A 17857-nucleotide genomic window follows, 5' to 3' on the forward strand; every position below is an offset into this window, starting at 1 on the left:
CCTTGTGCCCCCAACCAACCGTTTCCCCACCCCCGCAGATGGTCGATCCGTGCACAAGGCCCAAGCCCTCGCCCCACCTTGTGCTCCCACCAACCGTTTCCCCGCCGCGCCGGTGGTCGATCCGTGCTCAAGGTCCAAGCCCCGCCCACCTTGTGCCCTCACCAACCGTTTCCCCGCCGCGCGGGTGGTTGATGCGTGCTCAAGGCCCAAGCCCCGCCTCACCTTGTGCTCCCACCAACCGTTTCCCCGCCGCGCCGGTGGTCGATCCGTGCTCAAGGTCCAAGCCCCGCCCACCTTGTGCTCCCACCAACCGTTTCCCCGCCGCGCCGGTGGTCGATGCGTGCTCAAGGTCGGGGCTGCGGTCCACCTTGTGCTCCCATCAACCGTCTCCGCGCCGCGCGGGTGGTTGATGCGTGCTCAAGGTCGAGGCTGCGGTCCACCTTGTGCTCCCATCAACCGTTTCCGCGCCGCGTCGGTGGTTGGTACGTGCTCAAGGTCGGGGCTGCGGTCCTTGTGCTCCTGCCGACCACTCGACTGGCTCGTGGATGGCTGGTGCGTGCTCAAAGTCGGCCCGCCGCCGGATGTGTCGGTGACGACACGTAGTGGTGTGGCTCGCGCGCTGCGCTTCAGGCTCAGCAGCGGGTGCGGGAGAGCGCCGGGGCCGACTACTACGTGTCCTTGGCGACGCGGCCGGCAGGGGCAGCGGGGCGAACGGGGAGCACGCGGCGTGGGTAGTGTGCGCGCCCGGAGCGGGGCGCTTGGACGGGGGATTGGTGTCCGGAGTGTGGTCGGTCACTGGGTTGGAGGTGTGTTGGGTTGGGCGGGGGTGGCTGGTCGGGTTAGCGTTCTCAGCGCAATGGACGACTCGATCACGTTTCTGCACAGTTCGGACTGGCAGCTGGGAATGCTGCGCCGGTTCCTGGGGCCGGACGGTCAGGCCCGGTGGGGGCAGGGCCGGCTGGATGCTGTCGCGCGGATCGGGGAGGTTGCGGAGCGGACCGGGGCCGCGTTCGTGGTGGTGACCGGGGATGTGTTCGAGCACAACCAGGTGGAGCGGCAGACGATCCTGCGGGCGTGTGAGGCGCTGAAGCGGATCCCCGTGCCGGTGGTGCTGTTGCCGGGGAACCATGATGCGCTCGAGCCCGGTTCGTTGTGGACGTCGAGTCAGTGGCAGGCGCATGCGCCGGAGCACGTCATCGTGCTGACTGACACGACACCGATCGAGATCGTGCCGGGGGTCGAGGTTGTCGGGGCGCCGTGGCGGTCGCGGCGGCCGACGTCCGACCCGGCCGCGGCCGCCTACACCAACCTCGAGCCGGCACCAGCCGGTACGACGCGAGTCCTGCTCGTGCATGGGCAGTTGCTCAGCTTGAGCGGTGGCATGTCCGAGGTGCCACCGATCGACCAGGCGGCACTCGAGGCCGCAGTGGCTGCCAAGAAGGTCCAGTACGTCGGCCTCGGCGACCGCCATTCGACGACCAAGGTGACCGACCGGATCTGGTTCTCCGGGACGCAGGAGGTCACCACCCCGGAGGAGACCGATCCGGGCAACGTGCTGAAGGTGACTGTCAGCCAGAGCAGCATTGAGGTCGAGCCGATCCGGGTCGGCGCCTGGCACATGGTGGATCATCATGTGGAGTTGTTCGACGAGGAGTCGCTGACGGCGCTGGAGGACTGGTTCGCGGAGCTGCCGGACAAGGAGCGCACGTACGTGCGGCTGGCGGGAGACGGTTCGCTGAGCCTTCCGTTGCTCAGCCGCCTCGACACGATGATCGACGTACAGGGTGAGGCGTTCGCCAGCGTTGAGAAGTGGGCGAAGTTCTGGACTGTGCGGCCGGCACCGGATGCGGCGGATCTGGATGCGCTGCAGCTGAGCGGTCCGGCCCGGGCGGCGATGGAGGAGTTGCGTCAGGCGCTGGCCGGTGGGGACGAGGGTGCGGGTGTCGCGCTGTCGTTGATGCACCGATTGGCGCGGGACGCGGGATGAGGCTGCACTCTCTGACGCTGCGGAACTTCCGCGGCGTCAAGGACCGTACTGTTCGGCTGCCTGCTCTCGGGACGACGGTCGTGGTCGGTGACAACGAGGTCGGCAAGTCCAGTCTGGTCGAGGCGTTCGGACTGATCTTTGACCTGCCCGACGATTCGAAGTCGACCCGGATCCGCGACATCCAGCCGGTCGGCCAGGACGTCGCTCCGGAGGTGACCGCCGAGCTGACCTTGGGCGGTCGCGAGCTCACGTACACCAAGCGCTGGCTGAAGAACCGGGTGACCGAGCTGGCGATCGTCGATCCCGACGGCCGCCGTACGGCGTGGACCGGGCGCGAGGCGCACAACGAGGCGGAGCGGCTCTTCCACGACAACGTCGACCCGGTGCTGTGGCAGACGTTGATGGTGAGTCAGGGGCAGTCGCTGATCCTGCCGACGCCGGCCGATGCCGAGCCGCTGATCACCGCCGTCACGGCCGAGTCCGGTACGCCGGTCGACGGCGCGTCGATGCCGTTGGTGAGTGCGGTCGAGCACGAGTACCTGCGGTACTGGACACGTGGCGGCCGGGCGACTGGCGACTTCGCGAAGTCGGAGAAGGCAGTCGCCGCGGCCGAGCTGCAAGCGGCGCAGGCATTGAAGGCGATGGAGGAGGTCCAGCAGGACATCCGCCGGGCCGAGCGGTTGACGCTTGACCTGGCCGACGTCGACAGCCGGCTGGCCGATCACCTGACCACGGTCGAGGAGGTCCGCGAGCGCAAGCAGGCGACCGACGAGATTCTGCTCCGCCGCGACACCGTCCGCTCGAAGGCCGAGACCGCGCGCGCCCGGCTGGTGAACCACACCCGGACCCGGGAAGAGCGGGAGCGACTCCTCGACGAGGTCGAGCGGTTCACCAAGATCGATGCCGAGCTGGCGGAACGTCGTACCGATGCCGACACCGTCGCCAAGGCCGCGGCCGAGACCGTGCAGGCAGCCGAGGCGGCGCTGACGGAGGTGATCGAGCTCAAGGACATGCGTCGTACCGACGTGCAGGACGCCGAGCGTCGGGTCAGTCACCTGGTCGATCAGGCCGAGCTCGAGCGGCTGGTCGGCCAGCAGACCGAGCTGATCGACGTCCGCGCCCGGATCGTGACGGCTGCGGCGATCCTGGACAAGATCAAGGTCGACGACGGATTGTTCGCGGCGCTGGAGGATGCTCGCGCCGCGGTGGTTGAGGCGCGCGCGGCGCTGGCGGCCGGCGTGCCGGAGGTCGTCGTACGGCGGCTTGGCGCGGAGCCGGTCGAGTTGTCGGGGAAGGGTGTCGAGGCCGCCCAGAGAGCGCGGGTTCCGAAGGAGCTTGGGTTCGACGAGACGGCCGAGCTGCTGGTCTCGGGCGAGCTGGTCGTCGGCGTACCGGGTCAGGTCGAGGTCACCGTGCGCGCGGGTGGTGAGGCGGCGACCCTGCGGTCGCGGGTCGACGAGGCGGTACGGCGTGAGAAGGAGCTGCTGAAGAAGGCCGGCGTGAAGGACGTCGCGGCTGCGCGTGAGCAGTTGCGGAAGGCCGATACGGCGTCGGCCGAGTTGCAGGAGGCTCGTCGTACCGAGAAGTCGTTGACGTCCGCAGGTGACCCGGGGGAGCGGATCGCGGTGCTGACCGCGCGGCTCGGGATCGGGGCGGATGACGAGGACGAGCAGAGTGGTTCGAAGCAGGCGGCCGTCGAGGGCGTGCCGGGGCAGATGTCGTTGTTCGAGGAGTTTGTCTCCCCGCTCGACACGCTCTTCGACGACTTCGAACTCCCCACACCGCCGCCGGACGATCTGACCGGTGCGCAACGCCAACTGGATGATGCGCGGGCCGAGCTGGCTGGTGTCGAGCGGTTGCTGACGGAGGCCGAGTTCGCGGCGGCGCAGGCCCGCAAGGCTGCAGATGAGGATCGGTCCGAGGCGCAGCAGGCGCGGGCCCGGTCTGAGATCGCAGGGGAACGGCTAGCTGCGGCGATTGACGCGCTCAAGGCGGCGCGGGCGGTGCTCGATGACGACGCCGTGACTGCAGCCGAGGCAGAGGCCATGGCCGAGGTCGAGGCGGTGCTTGAGGAGTTCACCGCGGTCCAGGAGCAGGCCGATGCGGCCGGGGCGGATCAGGCGGCCGGTGAGCTGACCGACGCGCTGGCGGTCGCTACGCGGATGCAGGGGGAGCGGGACACCTTGCGCGATGCGTTGCGGACGACCGAGGGACGGTTGGAGCAGTCCGGGCGTGACGGTATGGCGACTCGGCGGGATGTGGCCGAGCTGGAGTTGGCCGCGATCCGTTCGGAGCACGAGAGCCTGCGGCGGCGGGCTGAGGCAGCGCGACGGGTCTACGAGACGTTGGGGCGGCATCGCGCTGCTGCACAGACGAAGTACTCGGAGCCGCTGCAGACGCGCATCGAGGCGCTGGGACGCAGTGTCTACGGGCCTTCGTTCAAGATCTGGCTGGATGACGATCTGGCGGTCGCCGAACGTGAGCTGGACGGCGTGCGGTTGCCGATCGAGGCGTTGTCGACGGGGGCACAGGAGCAGCTCGCGATCATCACTCGGCTCGCGATCAGCCACCTGGTCAGCACCGGAGATGGCAGTGTGCCGGTGATCTTCGACGATGCGCTCGGCTGGTCCGACAAGGCCCGGCTGCGCGACATGGGTGCGCTGCTCGGTCGGGCCGGGGATCACGGGCAGGTCATCATCCTGACCTGTATGCCGGACCGCTACGAGTACGTCCCGAAGGCGACCTTCATCAAGCTGGACGGATGATCCGCTCCGGGTTGCTGTAGATCACACACCGCTCACCTCGCGCGAAGCCGGCCACCGTCACGCCGAACTGCCGCGCGAGATCGACGGCCAGGCTCGATGGCGCGCCGACCGCGACGATCATCCCGAGACCGGCCGCGACCGCCTTCTGGACGATCTCGTACCCGACGCGACCACTGACCGCGAGCACCAGGCCGTTGCGCGGCTGCTGGTTGAGCACGGTGTAGCCGACCACCTTGTCGACCGCGTTGTGCCGGCCGACGTCCTCGCGGACCACGACCTTGCGGCCGTCCGTGGTGAACAGGCCCGCCGCGTGCAGACCTCCGGTGCGGGAGAACGTGGGCTGGGCTTCCCGGAGCAGATCCGGCAGCCGCCGTACCACGTCGATGTCGACCTCGACCGGGTCGACCGGGTCGTAGTCGCGCTCGGCGAGTTCGTCGAGGGACTGCTGGCCGCAGACTCCGCAGGCGGCCGAGGTGACGCCGTACCGCTGGGGTGGTTCGCGGTCCGGCGGGCCGTCGAAGGTGACCGTCACGGTGTTGAACTGCTGCTCGCGGGTCAGCTTGTTGTCGGTGCAGTAGGCAACGGTGGTGATCGCACCCGGGCGGACCGCGAACCCCTCGCCGAGACAGAACCCGGCGGCGAGCTCGAAGTCCGATCCCGGGGTACGCATCGTCACCGTGAGCGGCTCCGGTGCGCGGCCGGGCCACTCGAGCCGGAGCTCGAGCGGCTCCTCGGTGACGACGACGTCCTCACGCCGCGAGGTGCGCTCGCCGTCGAGCACCTCGACCTTGAAGCGGGTGGTCGGAGCCTTGGTCATACGGTCTACGTTAGGCGGTCCATCCACGTCGGGTGGCCAGCCAGTCCAGGAACGTCCACGCGTAGAAGCGTTGGTGCTCCCGGAGCGCCGGGGTGGTGCCGTGCGGAGGTGGCGTGTCGGGGTTCTTCAGCATGTACGCCGCGATCACCGCGATGAAGCAGTCCAGCTCATCAGCCGGTACGTCGGCAGTCAGCGAGCTGCTGCGGATCGCCGTACCGGTGTCGATGCCTTGGTGCTGCGCGACCGGCAGCAGACCGACCCAGTCCATCCAGCGCGGACCGAGGGCCAGCCAGTTCCAGTCGACCGTCCAGCAGGTGCCGGTGGTGTCGACCAGCAGGTTGTCCGGTCGCAGATCGCCGTGCGTGGCAGCGGTGCCTGACAGTGCATCCGGTACGGCGTTCATCAGGTCGGCCAACTCGGGGAGTACTCGCGGCACCCATTCCTGCAGCCCACGGGGTAGCGGACGGTCTCCGGCCAGGATCTGCTCGGGCACCAGCAATGCCGACTCCCCGGACTCCAGATCCATCAGGAACGTGTCCAGCCCGGCGATCGGGCTCGGCGTCATTGCGTCCGCCAATGCCTCGCACCTTGCCGTCACGACCGCGAAGTCCGCAGCCGTCCACGGTGCGCCCGGCATCCGTGCATCCACCCACTCCGACACCACCGCGAACCAGTCGTCGGTCCGCGCCGTGGTGATGATTGCCGGAGCCTGGGCCGCGTCCGGGAGCTGCGGGACCACCTCGGCCTCGCGCTGATAGGCGCCGTACGAGTGCAGGGTGTTGTCGGACGCCTTCACGAACACCCGGCGGCCGTCGGCGAGGCGGACCGGCGCCGCGAACCCGCCGGTGAACCCGGAGGTGACCGAGGGGGAGGCGTCGACGATATCGGTGCCCAGGGCAACGGACAGGGCATGCTTGAGAGCCTCCGGCAGCGCGTCCCAGGTCGGACGCAGCGAGGTGGCACGGTAATCGACATCAGGTGGACCGCTCATGCCCACAGACGATAGAGCGCCGGAGGCCGCCGCCGCGCGGGGTTTATCCGGACACCTTGAAACCCAGATCGAAAGGTTGAGCGGAGCAGGGCTGTCGCCGTTTAGCATCGCAGCGAAATTTCTCGTTCGAGCTGCTCCGAAGGGTTGGGATATATGCACAAGGGACGCATGATCGGCATCACGCTGGCGGCGCTGGGGATGGCACTGGCCGGTGGGTCGTTGCAGGCTGCGGCGAAGGAGGCTCCGGCGGTTGTCGCGCAGCCCGCCGCGGTGATGGCCGGGACGCCGGGGATGTCGCCCGCACCGGAACGCGCAACCTACGTCGGCCGGTACGACTTCGACGACTACAACTGCCGGTCCGGCCGGGCATGCCTGGCTGTGTACAACGAGCCGGGCGGCAACTGGCGGGTCTTCGACATGTACGCGTGCACCACGTACCGCCTGTCGGAGGCGTACGGCCAGGGAGCGCTCAAGAACAACCAGACTGGCGGTGCGATCGTCAGCATGTACGGCGCCAGCAGCAACCATCTGTACTCCTTCGGGACTGCAGGGCAGGGGGTGCACGAGGTCAGAGACCTGACCCCGGTCTACACGGTTCGCCCCTGCTGAGCTGAGCGACCGCGCGGGTGCCTCAGGGTGTCCGCGCGGTCTGCCGGGGGAACTGGAATACCGTGCGACTGTGGCTTTGCAGGTGCTGGATCTGGTCGGGATCTTCGTGTTCGGGATCACCGGCGCGCTGGTCGGGGTTCGCAAGCAGCTGGATGTGTTCGGGATCCAGGTGCTGGCGTTGGTGACCGGGCTGGGCGGTGGGTTCATCCGCGACGTACTGATCGGTGCGACGCCGCCGGCTGCGCTGAAGGACTGGCGTTATCTCGTGGTACCGATCGTTGCCGGGCTGCTCACGTTCTTCCTCCATCCGGGGATCGAGCGGCTCGAGCGGCTGGTGAACATCTTCGACGCGGCAGGCCTCGGCTTGTTCTGCGTGACCGGCGCACTGAAGGCCGTCTCGTACGGCCTGTCGCCGCTGTCGGCCGCACTGCTCGGCACGATCTCCGGCATCGGCGGTGGCGTCATCCGAGACTTATTGAGCGGGCGCGTCCCCGTCGTACTCCGTCGGGAGATCTACGCGACCCCGGCCTTCCTCGGAGCCACCATCGTGGTAGTCGCGGCAGCCCTCGACTACCACGCCCTCTGGGTCTCGTATGCCGCCGTGCTCACCTGTTTCACCATCCGCCTCCTCGCCATCCGCCGCGGCTGGAACGCACCCCTACCTCGCACGCCCTAGGGCGCGGACTTAAGAGACACGCCCTAACCGGCGTGCCGGAGGGCTGTCCGCGTCCAGTCGTAGATCGGCTGCAACGGCTCGGGGTCCTGCCACCCGTTGACCGCGGCGAGCAGCCGGAGGTACCGGAACCACCGCGGATCCCCGGCTGTCTCGAGCAGACTGCTCAGCCGGGTGCGCAGCTCGTGGTCGGCGGGTTTGCCGAGCTGTCGTGCATAGTCGGCCGTGATCTCGTCGACCATCGCACGAGCCTCCGGTGAGGCCGGATCGATGGCCGCCGCGAGGGCCGGGCCAACACGTTGGCGAAGGGCGGCGACGACACCGGGCCGGAGATCGTCGGCGCGCCAGTCGGAGCGCCAGTCGGCGACCATCTGCCGGACGGTCGCGCGGAAGGCGGCGTCCGGCAGCATCTGGGCGAGCTCGAGCCAGGCGCAGACCTGGTGGTCGGCGGCGTCGTCGGGCAGCTCGGGCGTGAGCGTCTGCCGGATCCCCCGCAACTCGGGATCGTCGCCGATGACGGCGTCCAGGAAGTCGGTGACGAGCGCCTGGCGGTCGTCGTCGAACTCGGTGAAGTCAGACATCTGATGGATCTCCTCAGGGCGTTGGGCGACCACGCGCAACACTGCCTGCCGGAGCTGGAGAGTGCGGATCTGCACTGCCAGCGCCTCGGCACGTGCGGTGGCCACGTCGGAGAGCGTGCGTTCGCCGGTCAGCACGGCCCGGACAGTCGGTAGGTCGATGCCCAGTGCACGCAGCCGTCGGATCAGCTCGAGCCGGCCCACCGCATCCTCGTCGTACCTGCGATGCCCCGGCGGTGCGCGCCAGGAATCGAGCAGGCCGAGGTCCGAGTAGTAGCGCACGGCCTTCACCGTGACGCCTGCTCGAAGCGCGATCTCACCGATCGAATGGTCCATGCCCGGAACCCTCACATCTCCCCTAGGAGGAGATGCAAATTCTAGTTGTGGGCGAAGGTGGTTCTGGGGCGGGCGAAGGTGATGGAGGCGGCGGCGATGACGGCGCAGGCGATGCCTACGGCTACGGGGACCCAGTAGGCGTCAGAGGGGCCCCAGAGGTCTACTGCGTGGCCGGCGGCCGCGTTGCCGGGGGCAACGCCCAGCAGGATGCCGGTGACGGTCCAGGTGATGGCTTCGGTGAGGCGCTCGGGCGGGACCCATTCCTCGACGCACGCGGTGACCGCGACCATGGTCGGGGCGATCGTCATACCGCAGCAGAACAGGACGACACCGAGCAGCCAGACGCTGTCGACCCAGGGGAGTGGGGCCAGGCTGATCGCGAGCACGATGGTCCCGATCAGCAGGCGGCGTTCGACCGGAGCCCGCCAGTGCACCGAGCCGTACCAGAGTCCGGCCAGCAGGCTGCCGAACGCCCAGACGGCCAGTACGACGCCGGCCATACTCGCCTGACCCTTGAAGGTGGCGAAGGCGACCGTGATCACCTCAGCACCACCGAGGGTCGCGCCGAGCCCCAGGCCGATCAGACTGAGCAGGGCGATCGACACCCACGGCATCGGTGCCTGCTCCTTGCCATTCGACTTGCCCCGGCCAGGCGGGTCCGAGCCGCGCAGGAACGCGAGCCACAGGCCACCGAGCAGACCGAGTACGCCGGCCGTGGCGAGACCGGCGTACGGGCTGATCTCGGTCGCGAGGAAGGTGACCACGACCGGACCGATGATGAAGACGACCTCGTCGCCGACCGCCTCCAGCGCGAACGCCGTCTGCAGCGCCCGGCCGCGGCCGAGCAGATGCGTCCAGCGGGCCCGGACGAAGGAGCCGACCTGCGGACGGGTGCCACCGGCAACGAACGCGAGTACGTAGAGCAGCCAGGTCGGTGCGTCCGCGCGGACCGCAACCAGCAGACCGGCAAGCCCGACCGTGCAGAGCACCGACCCCACGATCAGCAGCATCCGCTGGCCGAAGCGATCGACCAGCCGGCCCTGGATCGGGCCGGTCACCGCACCCGCGACGACGGCCACGCCGGAGACCGCACCGGCCAGGCCGTACGAGCCGCTCTCCCGGGCGATCAGGATGACGACACCGAGGCCGGTCATCGAGATCGGCATCCGGCCGAGGACCCCGGCACTGAAGAACGCGCCGGCGCCGGGACGGCGCATCAGGTGGACGTAAGGCTTCAGCATGGCAATTGCACCTTAGCTGCTCGCGGACTTGGTCCTGACATCGACCTACCGCCCCGCGCACCACCGTTCCCACCGGGCTGAGAGACTGGATCTATGCCCGTCGGTACCCCAGATGCTGCCCCGTACGACGCCGTCCTCCTGCTGTCCTTCGGAGGACCCGAGAAGCCCGACGACGTGCTGCCCTTCCTGCAGAACGTGACCCGGGGCCGGGGCATCCCGGACGAGCGGCTGAAGGAAGTCGGCGAGCACTACTACTCGTTCGGCGGCAAGAGCCCGATCAACGACCAGAACCGCGCGCTGCTGGCCGCGCTGCGGGAGTCGTTCGCGGAGGCCGGTCTGGAGCTCCCTATCTACTGGGGCAACCGGAACTGGGCGCCCTACCTCACCGACACCCTGCGGGAGATGGCGGCCGACGGTATCCAGCGGGCGGTGGTGATCGTGACGGCCGCCTACCCGTCGTACTCGGGCTGCCGGCAGTACCGCGAGAACCTCGAGGACGCGGCCCGCGACGTACCGAACGCGCCGCGTCTCGACAAGCTGCGCCACTACGCGAACCACCCGGGTTTCGTCGGCTCGTTCGTCGAGGCGACTGCTGACGCGTTGAGCACGCTCCCCGAGGGCAGTGCGGTCGCGTACGTCACCCACTCGATCCCGAACGCGATGAACGACACCAGCGGTCCGGACGGCAACGGGTACGTCGACTGGCACCTGGACGTGGCTGCGGAGATCGATGCGGAGCTGGAGCGCCGTACCGGGCAGTCCCGGCGTACCGACCTCGTCTACTGCTCGCGGTCAGGCCCGCCGCAGATGCCGTGGCTCGAGCCGGACGTGAACGACCATCTGGAGGCACTGGCGGCCGAGGGGGTACCCGGGGTGGCCGTCGTACCGATCGGGTTCGTCAGCGACCACATGGAGGTCATCTACGACCTCGACACGGAGGCCGCCGCGACCGCCGAGAAGCTCCGGCTGCCGATGGCCCGGGCCGCGACGCCCGGGACCGACGAGCGGTTCGTCACCATGCTGCGCGACCTGGTCGTCGAGCGGGCCGCCGCCGAGCGCGGTGAGCAGCCGGAGCGGCCGTGTGTCGGCAAGCTCGGCGCCGCCTGGGACGACTGCCGCCACGACTGCTGTCCGGCGCTTCGCCGACCGGCCCGACCATCTGCTGTGAAGGAATCTGCATGAACTCCCAGGACCTGCTGAAGCTCGCCGTGACGGTCGCCGAGGAAGCGGCGGCACTGATCGTCGAGCGGCGCCGGGGGACCATCACGGTCGCCGATACCAAGAGCACCATCACCGACGTGGTCACCGCGGTCGACCGCGAGTCCGAGGAGCTGATCCGGGCCCGGGTGCTGCAGGCCCGGCCGGACGACTCGTTCCTCGGTGAGGAGGGTGACGACGTGGTCGGTACCAGCGGGGTGCGCTGGGTGGTCGACCCGATCGACGGCACGGTCAACTACCTCTACGACCACCCGACGTACGCCGTCTCGATCGCTGTCGAGGTCGACGGTACGACGGTCGCCGGGGTGGTCGTGGACGCGCCGAAGGGCGAGGTGTTCACGGCGACCCTCGGCGGCGGGGCGTTCCTCGACGGCAAGCCGATCCGGTCCTCGGACTGCTCCGAGCTGGCGAAGGCTCTGGTCGGCACCGGCTTCGGCTACGACCCGGTACGCCGCCAGGTCCAGGCCGAGGTGATCTCGCACCTGATCGCGAAGGTCCGTGACATCCGCCGGATCGGGGTCGGCGCGATCGACCTCTGCTACGTCGCCTGCGGCCGGCTGGACGCGGTCTACGAACGCGGGCTGAACCCGTGGGACTACGGCGCCGGCGCGCTGATCGCTTCCGAGGCCGGTGCGAAGGTCGGCGGGATGCACGGGGAGCCGGTCTCCCCGGAGATGTCGATCGCCGCCGCTCCGGAGCTTTTCGGGCCCTTCCACGACCTGCTGGCAGGTGCGGACCCACTGCGCGCCTAACTGCACTTGAGTGCGCGTTTCTGCTCGAACTGCGCAGTAATGAGCATTCAATTGTTCGGTACTGACAATAACTGCGACACGCGGGTCACAAGTTGGACCCCGGCGCGCGCGAAGGGCCCTCGATAGGGCACAATCCCGTCCTCGGGAGCGGAAGTTGCCGCTCCCGGCCTGGCTGTCAAGGGTTTCGGGGGACGAAACGTTCGGCGCTGTCCCTCAGCGCGGAATTTCTCGGCCGCTCCACCCGTTCAAGGGCTCAGCAAGGCAACACCACGGGTACGAAGAGGGCAGGGAACACCATGGCGACTGATTACGACGCCCCGCGCAAGACGGACGAAGACGCTTCCGAAGAGTCGATCGAGGAACTGAAGACTCGCCGTCACGACAAGAACTCCGGCAAGGTCGACGAGGACGAGGCGGAGGCGGCCGAGAGCTTCGAGCTGCCCGGTGCCGACCTGAGTCACGAAGAGCTGGCAGTGCGGGTGCTGCCACGCCAGGCCGACGAGTTCACGTGTTCGAGCTGCTTCCTGGTTCACCACCGCAGCCAGCTCGCAGAGACGAAGAACGGGCAGCTGATCTGCCGCGACTGCGCAGCCTGACACAGCGCCCTCTTCTTCGTTCGACACCAACGACAACGGGACCGTCCTCAGCGAGGATGGTCCCGTCGTCGTGTCCGAATCAGTCCTTGTCGATGCTCTTCACGAGCCCGCTGCGGACGGTTGAGTCCTGCTCCCAGCCCGGAGGCGGGTGCCCGGTGGACTTCAGGTAGTACGACGCTGCCTGCCGCTCGGCGAACACCGTCGCCACCGCAGCCGCGGCCGCACTGGCCGCTGCCCACGCGGCTACCTCGAGGTACCCGCCCTGGCCCTTCTTCGGCGGCTTACCGCCCGAGCCGACCTTCCAGGCGGTACTGACGGCCTTGCTGGCTGCGATACCGACTGCGACCGAGAAGGCGGTCTGCAGCAGCTTCCAGCCGATCTTGGCTCCGACCACGACGTGCCCTCCTAACGAATTGCCTGACAGTCAGGATCTTGTCACGCTGTGCCCGCTCAGAGCGGCCGCCAATCGCTCAGGGTGCCGCGTGGCGAGCACCCAGTACGGCGCTGGGTCGTCCGGATCGGTGATTGCGACCCGGACCGCGCCGCGGGCGTAGCTGCGCAGCAAGAGGAAGGCCTGCGGGTCGCAGTCGCGGCCGAAGGCGTTCCGGGCGGCCTCGCCGGTCAGAGCCTCGGCTGCGCCGAGATGCGCCCGCTCGATGACCGCGCGGCCGGCGCGGAGGCGTTCCGCATCCACCTCGACCCGGGCGCCGCCGTACCGGATCAGGAGAGCTAGTAGCACCAGCAGCGCGATGGCGCCGACGATCACGCCGGCCAGCAGTCCGGCCGGGACGGCAGTGATGGCGAACAGCGTCACCACTGCAGCGGCGGAGATGATCCACCAGGACACCGGCACGCTCAGTCTTTCGCGGTAAACACCCAGAGATTGACCCACAGCGCCAGCCTGGCATGCAGCCTTTCGGAGAGCATCGGTAGGGTCGCCTCTCGTGACCGAGGTTCTGATCCAGCGACTCGACCCCGACCTGCCGATCCCGGCGTACGCGCATCCCGGCGATGCCGGCGCGGACCTGGTGGCGGTCTCCGACATCACCCTCAAACCCGGCGAGCGCGGCCTGGTCGGCACCGGCATAGCGATCGCCTTGCAGGACGGGTACGTCGCCCTCGTGCACCCGCGGTCCGGTCTGGCCGCCAAGCACGGGGTGTCGATCGTGAACGCACCGGGCACCGTGGATGCGGGCTACCGGGGTGAGATCAAGGTCTGCCTGATCAATCTCGACCCGCAGGCCGAGGTGACCCTGAAGCGTGGGGACAGAATCGCGCAGCTGGTCGTTCAGCAAGTGGAGAAGGCGAAGTTCGTCGAGGTCACCACGCTGCCCGGCTCCGACCGTGGCGAGGGCGGGCACGGCTCGACGGGCGGCTTCGGCACTGTGACACGCTGATCAGGTGCGACGGGTGACACCACGAATGCGGGAGACTACCGCCGCTGCAGGAAACGACTCAGGAAGTAGGCAAGTACCGTGATTTTCCGCCGTAAGGACAAGAACGAAGAGCCCGAGACCGAGACCGCCGTTGAGACGGCCGGTCCCCGCGCCGAGGGCCCGTTCGACTCCACCGAGGTGGACCCGGAGCTGCTCGAGGCCGAGGACCGGATCGACCTGGGCGCCCTCGTCATCAGCGGCCTGCCGGGCATGGAGTTGCGGCTGCAGGTCGACGAGGAGTCCGGCCAGGTCCAGGCGATCCTGCTGGTCGTCGAGGAGTCGGCGCTGGAGCTGCGCGCCTTCGCCGCACCGAAGCGCAGTGGGATCTGGGACGAGGTCCGTCAGGAGATCGCCGGCGAAGCGACCCGGATGGGCGGTACGGCGACCGAGAGCGAGAGCCCGTTCGGTACCGACCTGGTGCTCGTCGTACCGGTCGAGGACCCGGACGGCAAGATCTACAGCCAGACCTCCCGTGTCGTCGGTGTCGACGGCCCGCGCTGGCTGCTGCGCGCCACCATCCTCGGCCGCGCCGCGGTCGAGCCGGAGGCCGCGGCGCCGCTCGAGCAGACGCTGCGTGAGGTGATCGTCGTCCGCGGTGACGAGCCGATGGCCGTGCGTGAGTCCCTGCCGCTGCGCCTGCCCGAAGGTGCCCAGCCGGTTGAGGGCACGGAGCAGGCGTAACCCGGACTACAATCACGACTATGGGTAGCGACAAACCCGCCGGCCTGTTCCGGCGGGCCTTCCGTGGGCTGGCCGGGGACCGGGACCAGCAGGATGCAGAGGTCCTTCGTGACTACGCGCACGACTGTGGCGCGCGGTCCATCACCGGCTGCCGCGATCGCGAGGTCGTCACGCTGTACGGCACGTTGCGGACCATCACGTTCAGCCCGCGCGGCGGCGTACCGGCCTTGGAGGGTGAGTTGTACGACGGCACCGGCACCGTGAAGCTGGTCTGGCTGGGGCGGCGCAAGATCGCCGGCATCCACCCGGGCTCCGAGCTCACCGCCTCCGGCCGGATCGGCGTCGTCGACGGCGACCGGGTGATGTTCAACCCGCGCTACGAGCTGCGCCCGACGGCCGCCCATGGCTGACACTGTGACCACCCCGCCGAAGAGCACCACCAAGCAGGTGCTCGGCTGGGTCGGCATGCTGGTCGACATCGGCCTGCCGTGGATCGCGTTCACCGTGGTCTACGCCTTCAGCGACCACGACCTGAAGCTGGCCCTGATCGTCGCGATCTCGGCCGCCGCCGTGGTCGGCATCATCCGGCTGATCCAGCGCAAGCCGATCGCCAACGTGATCGGTGGCTTCGTCGGTGTCGGCATCTCCGCGTTCACGGCCTCCCGCACAGGCCAGGCAGAAGACGTCTTCCTCCCCGGCATCCTGCTGAACTCAGGCTTCTTCCTGCTCTACGCGATCACGCTGATCACCCGGTATCCGCTGTTCGGCCTCCTGTACGGCGCGATCACGCAAACCTGGCTCGCCTGGCGGAAAGACGCCGAGCTGAACCGAGCCCTGACCCGGGTGACCATGGTCTTCACCGCCCAGGTCGGCATCCGCCTGGCGGTCATGGTCCCGCTGTACCTCACCGACAGCGTCAGCGCCCTGGGCGTAGCCAAGATCGCCCTCGGCCTCCCCTTCTACGCCCTGACCCTCTGGGCCGCCTACGCCGTCCTCCGAGGCTCCATGTCCGAAGACAAGTGGGAAGAAGTCAAAGAAAACTTCACCCACCTCCTCAAGGGCACCCAACCCCCGCCCCCGGAGCCGGCCGAGAAGAAGGCAGAAGAACCCGCCCGCGAAAGCTGACGCCCTCCCGCCTAACGTCCGAACCATCGGAGGGCGTGGTCGGCGTGTTTGCGGACGTTACGGGGAATCCACAGGGAGGGATCCCCTGCCGAATCCCTCCCTGAACCCGTTGGGGTGAATGGGCGACGGATGTGGAGGTGGATCCTCCGCACACCCTCACGCGGACGGTCCCCGAACCGGTTTGGGGTGGATCCGGGACGGATTCGGGGGGGTGGATCCTCCCCACATCCCCTCGCGTACGGCGCTCGCCCTCCCGGCCCTGGCCATTTGAGGGGAGATCCGTTGAAGTTGCCCCTTCTCTGGTCAAATTTTGAGGGGAGAACCAGCAACTCGAGGGGAGATCCCCTCGTTTTCCGGGCCATGGCTGCGGCGCTTGGCGTTGCGGTGGTCGGTAACTTTTGGGCCCTATTTGAGAAACCTTCCGACTAACGCACGGACGGCCCGGCGACCTGAGGTCGCGGGGCGGGAGTCACCTTGAGACTCCACCAACCATCTGGCCCCCGCCGAAATGGTCGAACCGTGCTCAAGGTCGAGCGGTTGGGGCACCTTGAGCACCGATCAACCGCCTGCTGGGCGCGCACGTGGTTGATCCGTGCTCAACGTCGTACCGGCTTGGGCCAGGTGGTCTTGTACGGCGTTCGCCCGTGGGCGCCCGGGGGTGGTGCCGGGCGCCTGGTGGCTAGGTGCGGTCCCGGCCTCGGTGGTGGTGGGGGGAGAGCATGTCTTCGAGCTGTTCTTCGGTTTCGTCGGCGGCTACGAAGAGGAGCTCGTCGTTGAGTTCGAGGGTGCCGTCCAGGTCCGGGCGGAGGACTCGGCCTTCGCGGAGGATGACGACCAGGGCGGTGTCGAGGGGCCAGTCGATGTCGCCTACTCGGCGGCCGATCATGGGGGAGTCCTCGGGGAGGGTGAGCTCCACGAGGTTGGCGTCGCCTTGGCGGAAGGTGAAGAGGCGGACCAGGTCTCCTACGGAGACTGCCTCTTCGACCAGGGCGGACATGATGCGGGGGGTGGAGACGGAGACGTCGACGCCCCAGGCCTCGTTGAACATCCACTCGTTGCGGGGGTGGTTGACCCGGGCAACGGTTCGGGGGACGCCGAACTCGGTTTTGGCGAGCAGGGAGACGACCAGGTTGACCTTGTCGTCGCCGGTGCTGGCGATGGCCACCTGGCAGCGCTGCAACGCGGCCTCCTCCAGGGAGGAGAGCTCGCAGGCGTCGGCCAGGAGCCACTCGGCGCGCGGGACCGACTCGGCCTTGATTGCCCGTGGGTCCTTGTCGATCAGGAGGACCTCGTGGCCGTTGTCCAGCAGTTCGCTGGCGATCGACCGGCCGACCTGGCCGGCCCCGGCGATGGCTACCCGCATCACAGCTCCTCAGGCTTGGTGCCGAGCTGGGTCTCGATCGCGGCGGCGTCCCGCTCCAGCATCACGACGTGGACCAGGTCGCCCTCCTGGATGACCGTGTCGGCCTTGGGCAGCACGCCCTCGCCGAGCCGGGTCAGGAACGCGACCCGGGCACCGGTGGCCTTCTCGATGTCGAAGGCCAGCCGGCCGACCCACTCCGAGGCCACGTGCACCTCGGCGAGCCGGACCGTGTTGGACGGGTCGCGCCACTCCGGCTCCGAACCCTCGGGCAGCAGCCGGCGCATCATCTGGTCGACCGTCCAGCGGACCGTGCCGACGGTGGGGATGCCGAGCCGCTGGTAGACCTCGGCGCGGCCGGGGTCGTAGATCCGGGCCACGACGTTGCCGATCCCGAAGTTCTCCCGGGCGACGCGCGCGGCCAGGATGTTCGAGTTGTCGCCGTTGGAGACCGCGGCGAACGCCTCGGCCTCCTCGATCCCGGCGTCGATGAGCACCTCGCGGTCGAAGCCCATCCCGGTGACCGTGCGGCCGGTGAAGTTCGGGCTCAGCCGGCGGAAGGAGTCGGCGGACTGGTCGATGATCGCAACCGTATGGCCGCGCTTCTCGAGGTTTCTCGCCAGCGTCGAGCCGACGCGGCCGCACCCCATGATGACGACGTGCACTCGCTGATCACTCCTTGCCCCGTCGGG

19 protein-coding genes are annotated in these 17857 nt (G+C 68.7%); 11 read left to right on the plus strand and 8 right to left on the minus strand.

Features of this window, described 5'->3' with window-relative positions:
* Nucleotides 1-856: 856 nt before the first annotated feature.
* Nucleotides 857-1987, plus strand: coding sequence for a metallophosphoesterase family protein (locus tag E1261_RS12270; RefSeq protein ID WP_132405959.1), 1131 nt, complete (start codon nt 857-859; stop codon nt 1985-1987).
* Nucleotides 1984-4752 (plus strand): AAA family ATPase, encoded by a 2769-nt coding sequence (locus E1261_RS12275; RefSeq protein WP_132405961.1) that lies wholly within the window; start codon nt 1984-1986, stop codon nt 4750-4752. The genes E1261_RS12270 and E1261_RS12275 overlap by 4 nt, the downstream gene beginning before the upstream one ends.
* Here the strand turns inward: E1261_RS12275 and fdhD are convergent.
* Both fdhD and E1261_RS12285 read right to left on the minus strand, forming a co-directional pair.
* The gene (gene fdhD / locus E1261_RS12280) at nt 4736-5569 is read right to left on the minus strand and encodes a formate dehydrogenase accessory sulfurtransferase FdhD (protein WP_132405963.1); all 834 of its coding nucleotides are present in this window, start codon (nt 5567-5569) and stop codon (nt 4736-4738) included. The genes E1261_RS12275 and fdhD overlap by 17 nt on opposite strands.
* A gap of 10 nt (nt 5570-5579) precedes the next feature.
* Nucleotides 5580-6560 carry a phosphotransferase family protein gene (locus E1261_RS12285; RefSeq protein ID WP_132405965.1) on the minus strand — a complete coding sequence of 327 codons (981 nt, stop codon included), beginning with the start codon at nt 6558-6560 and terminating at the stop codon, nt 5580-5582.
* 153 nt (nt 6561-6713) lie between these two features.
* On the opposite strand from E1261_RS12285, the gene E1261_RS12290 reads away from it, so the two are divergent.
* Both E1261_RS12290 and E1261_RS12295 read left to right on the plus strand, forming a co-directional pair.
* Entirely contained in the window at nt 6714-7169 is a 456-nt protein-coding gene (locus tag E1261_RS12290) for a hypothetical protein (RefSeq protein ID WP_132405967.1), read from the plus strand.
* Between the two features lie 70 nt (nt 7170-7239).
* Entirely contained in the window at nt 7240-7845 is a 606-nt protein-coding gene (locus tag E1261_RS12295) for a trimeric intracellular cation channel family protein (protein ID WP_165952467.1), read from the plus strand.
* Nucleotides 7846-7868: 23 nt separating this feature from the next.
* Here the strand turns inward: E1261_RS12295 and E1261_RS12300 are convergent, their stop codons facing one another.
* Complete coding sequence (locus E1261_RS12300; protein WP_132405969.1) at nt 7869-8756, minus strand: MerR family transcriptional regulator; 888 nt, start codon at nt 8754-8756, stop codon at nt 7869-7871.
* A 41-nt stretch (nt 8757-8797) separates the two neighbouring features.
* A complete protein-coding gene (locus E1261_RS12305; protein WP_132405971.1) occupies nt 8798-9997 on the minus strand; it encodes an MFS transporter in 1200 nt (399 codons plus the stop codon).
* Nucleotides 9998-10090: 93 nt separating this feature from the next.
* On the opposite strand from E1261_RS12305, the gene E1261_RS12310 reads away from it, so the two are divergent.
* The 3 genes from E1261_RS12310 (at nt 10091) to E1261_RS12320 (ending at nt 12563) form a co-directional block, all read left to right on the plus strand.
* Nucleotides 10091-11179: a ferrochelatase gene (locus E1261_RS12310; RefSeq protein ID WP_132405973.1), complete on the plus strand. Its 1089-nt coding sequence runs from the start codon at nt 10091-10093 to the stop codon at nt 11177-11179.
* Nucleotides 11176-11967: an inositol monophosphatase family protein gene (locus tag E1261_RS12315; RefSeq protein WP_132405975.1), complete on the plus strand. Its 792-nt coding sequence runs from the start codon at nt 11176-11178 to the stop codon at nt 11965-11967. Before E1261_RS12310 ends, E1261_RS12315 begins: the two co-directional genes overlap by 4 nt.
* Before the next feature lie 296 nt (nt 11968-12263).
* A complete protein-coding gene (locus E1261_RS12320; RefSeq protein ID WP_130379292.1) occupies nt 12264-12563 on the plus strand; it encodes a DUF4193 domain-containing protein in 300 nt (99 codons plus the stop codon).
* A gap of 79 nt (nt 12564-12642) precedes the next feature.
* Here the strand turns inward: E1261_RS12320 and E1261_RS12325 are convergent, their stop codons facing one another.
* Nucleotides 12643-12957 (minus strand): DUF4235 domain-containing protein, encoded by a 315-nt coding sequence (locus tag E1261_RS12325; RefSeq protein ID WP_132405977.1) that lies wholly within the window; start codon nt 12955-12957, stop codon nt 12643-12645.
* Nucleotides 12958-12987: 30 nt separating this feature from the next.
* Nucleotides 12988-13416, minus strand: coding sequence for a DUF3093 domain-containing protein (locus E1261_RS12330; protein ID WP_238176162.1), 429 nt, complete (start codon nt 13414-13416; stop codon nt 12988-12990).
* A gap of 91 nt (nt 13417-13507) precedes the next feature.
* Between E1261_RS12330 and dut the strand changes: the two genes are divergently transcribed.
* The 4 genes from dut to E1261_RS12350 all read left to right on the plus strand — a co-directional run bounded on the left by dut (nt 13508) and on the right by E1261_RS12350 (nt 15805).
* Nucleotides 13508-13960, plus strand: a complete 453-nt coding sequence (gene dut / locus E1261_RS12335; protein ID WP_132405981.1) for a dUTP diphosphatase — start codon at nt 13508-13510, stop codon at nt 13958-13960.
* A gap of 78 nt (nt 13961-14038) precedes the next feature.
* Complete coding sequence (locus E1261_RS12340) at nt 14039-14680, plus strand: DUF3710 domain-containing protein (RefSeq protein ID WP_132405983.1); 642 nt, start codon at nt 14039-14041, stop codon at nt 14678-14680.
* A 20-nt stretch (nt 14681-14700) separates the two neighbouring features.
* Nucleotides 14701-15090, plus strand: coding sequence for an OB-fold nucleic acid binding domain-containing protein (locus tag E1261_RS12345; RefSeq protein ID WP_132169673.1), 390 nt, complete (start codon nt 14701-14703; stop codon nt 15088-15090).
* Nucleotides 15083-15805 (plus strand): DUF3159 domain-containing protein, encoded by a 723-nt coding sequence (locus tag E1261_RS12350; protein WP_132405985.1) that lies wholly within the window; start codon nt 15083-15085, stop codon nt 15803-15805. The genes E1261_RS12345 and E1261_RS12350 overlap by 8 nt, the downstream gene beginning before the upstream one ends.
* A 679-nt stretch (nt 15806-16484) precedes the next feature.
* On the opposite strand, the gene E1261_RS12355 is transcribed toward E1261_RS12350, so the two are convergent.
* Nucleotides 16485-17168, minus strand: coding sequence for a potassium channel family protein (locus tag E1261_RS12355; protein WP_132405987.1), 684 nt, complete (start codon nt 17166-17168; stop codon nt 16485-16487).
* Entirely contained in the window at nt 17168-17830 is a 663-nt protein-coding gene (locus tag E1261_RS12360; protein ID WP_132405989.1) for a potassium channel family protein, read from the minus strand. Before E1261_RS12360 ends, E1261_RS12355 begins: the two co-directional genes overlap by 1 nt.
* Nucleotides 17831-17857 lie beyond the last annotated feature (27 nt).

The organism is Kribbella albertanoniae (assembly GCF_004348455.1).
GTDB classification, from domain to species: Bacteria; Actinomycetota; Actinomycetes; order Propionibacteriales; family Kribbellaceae; genus Kribbella; species Kribbella albertanoniae.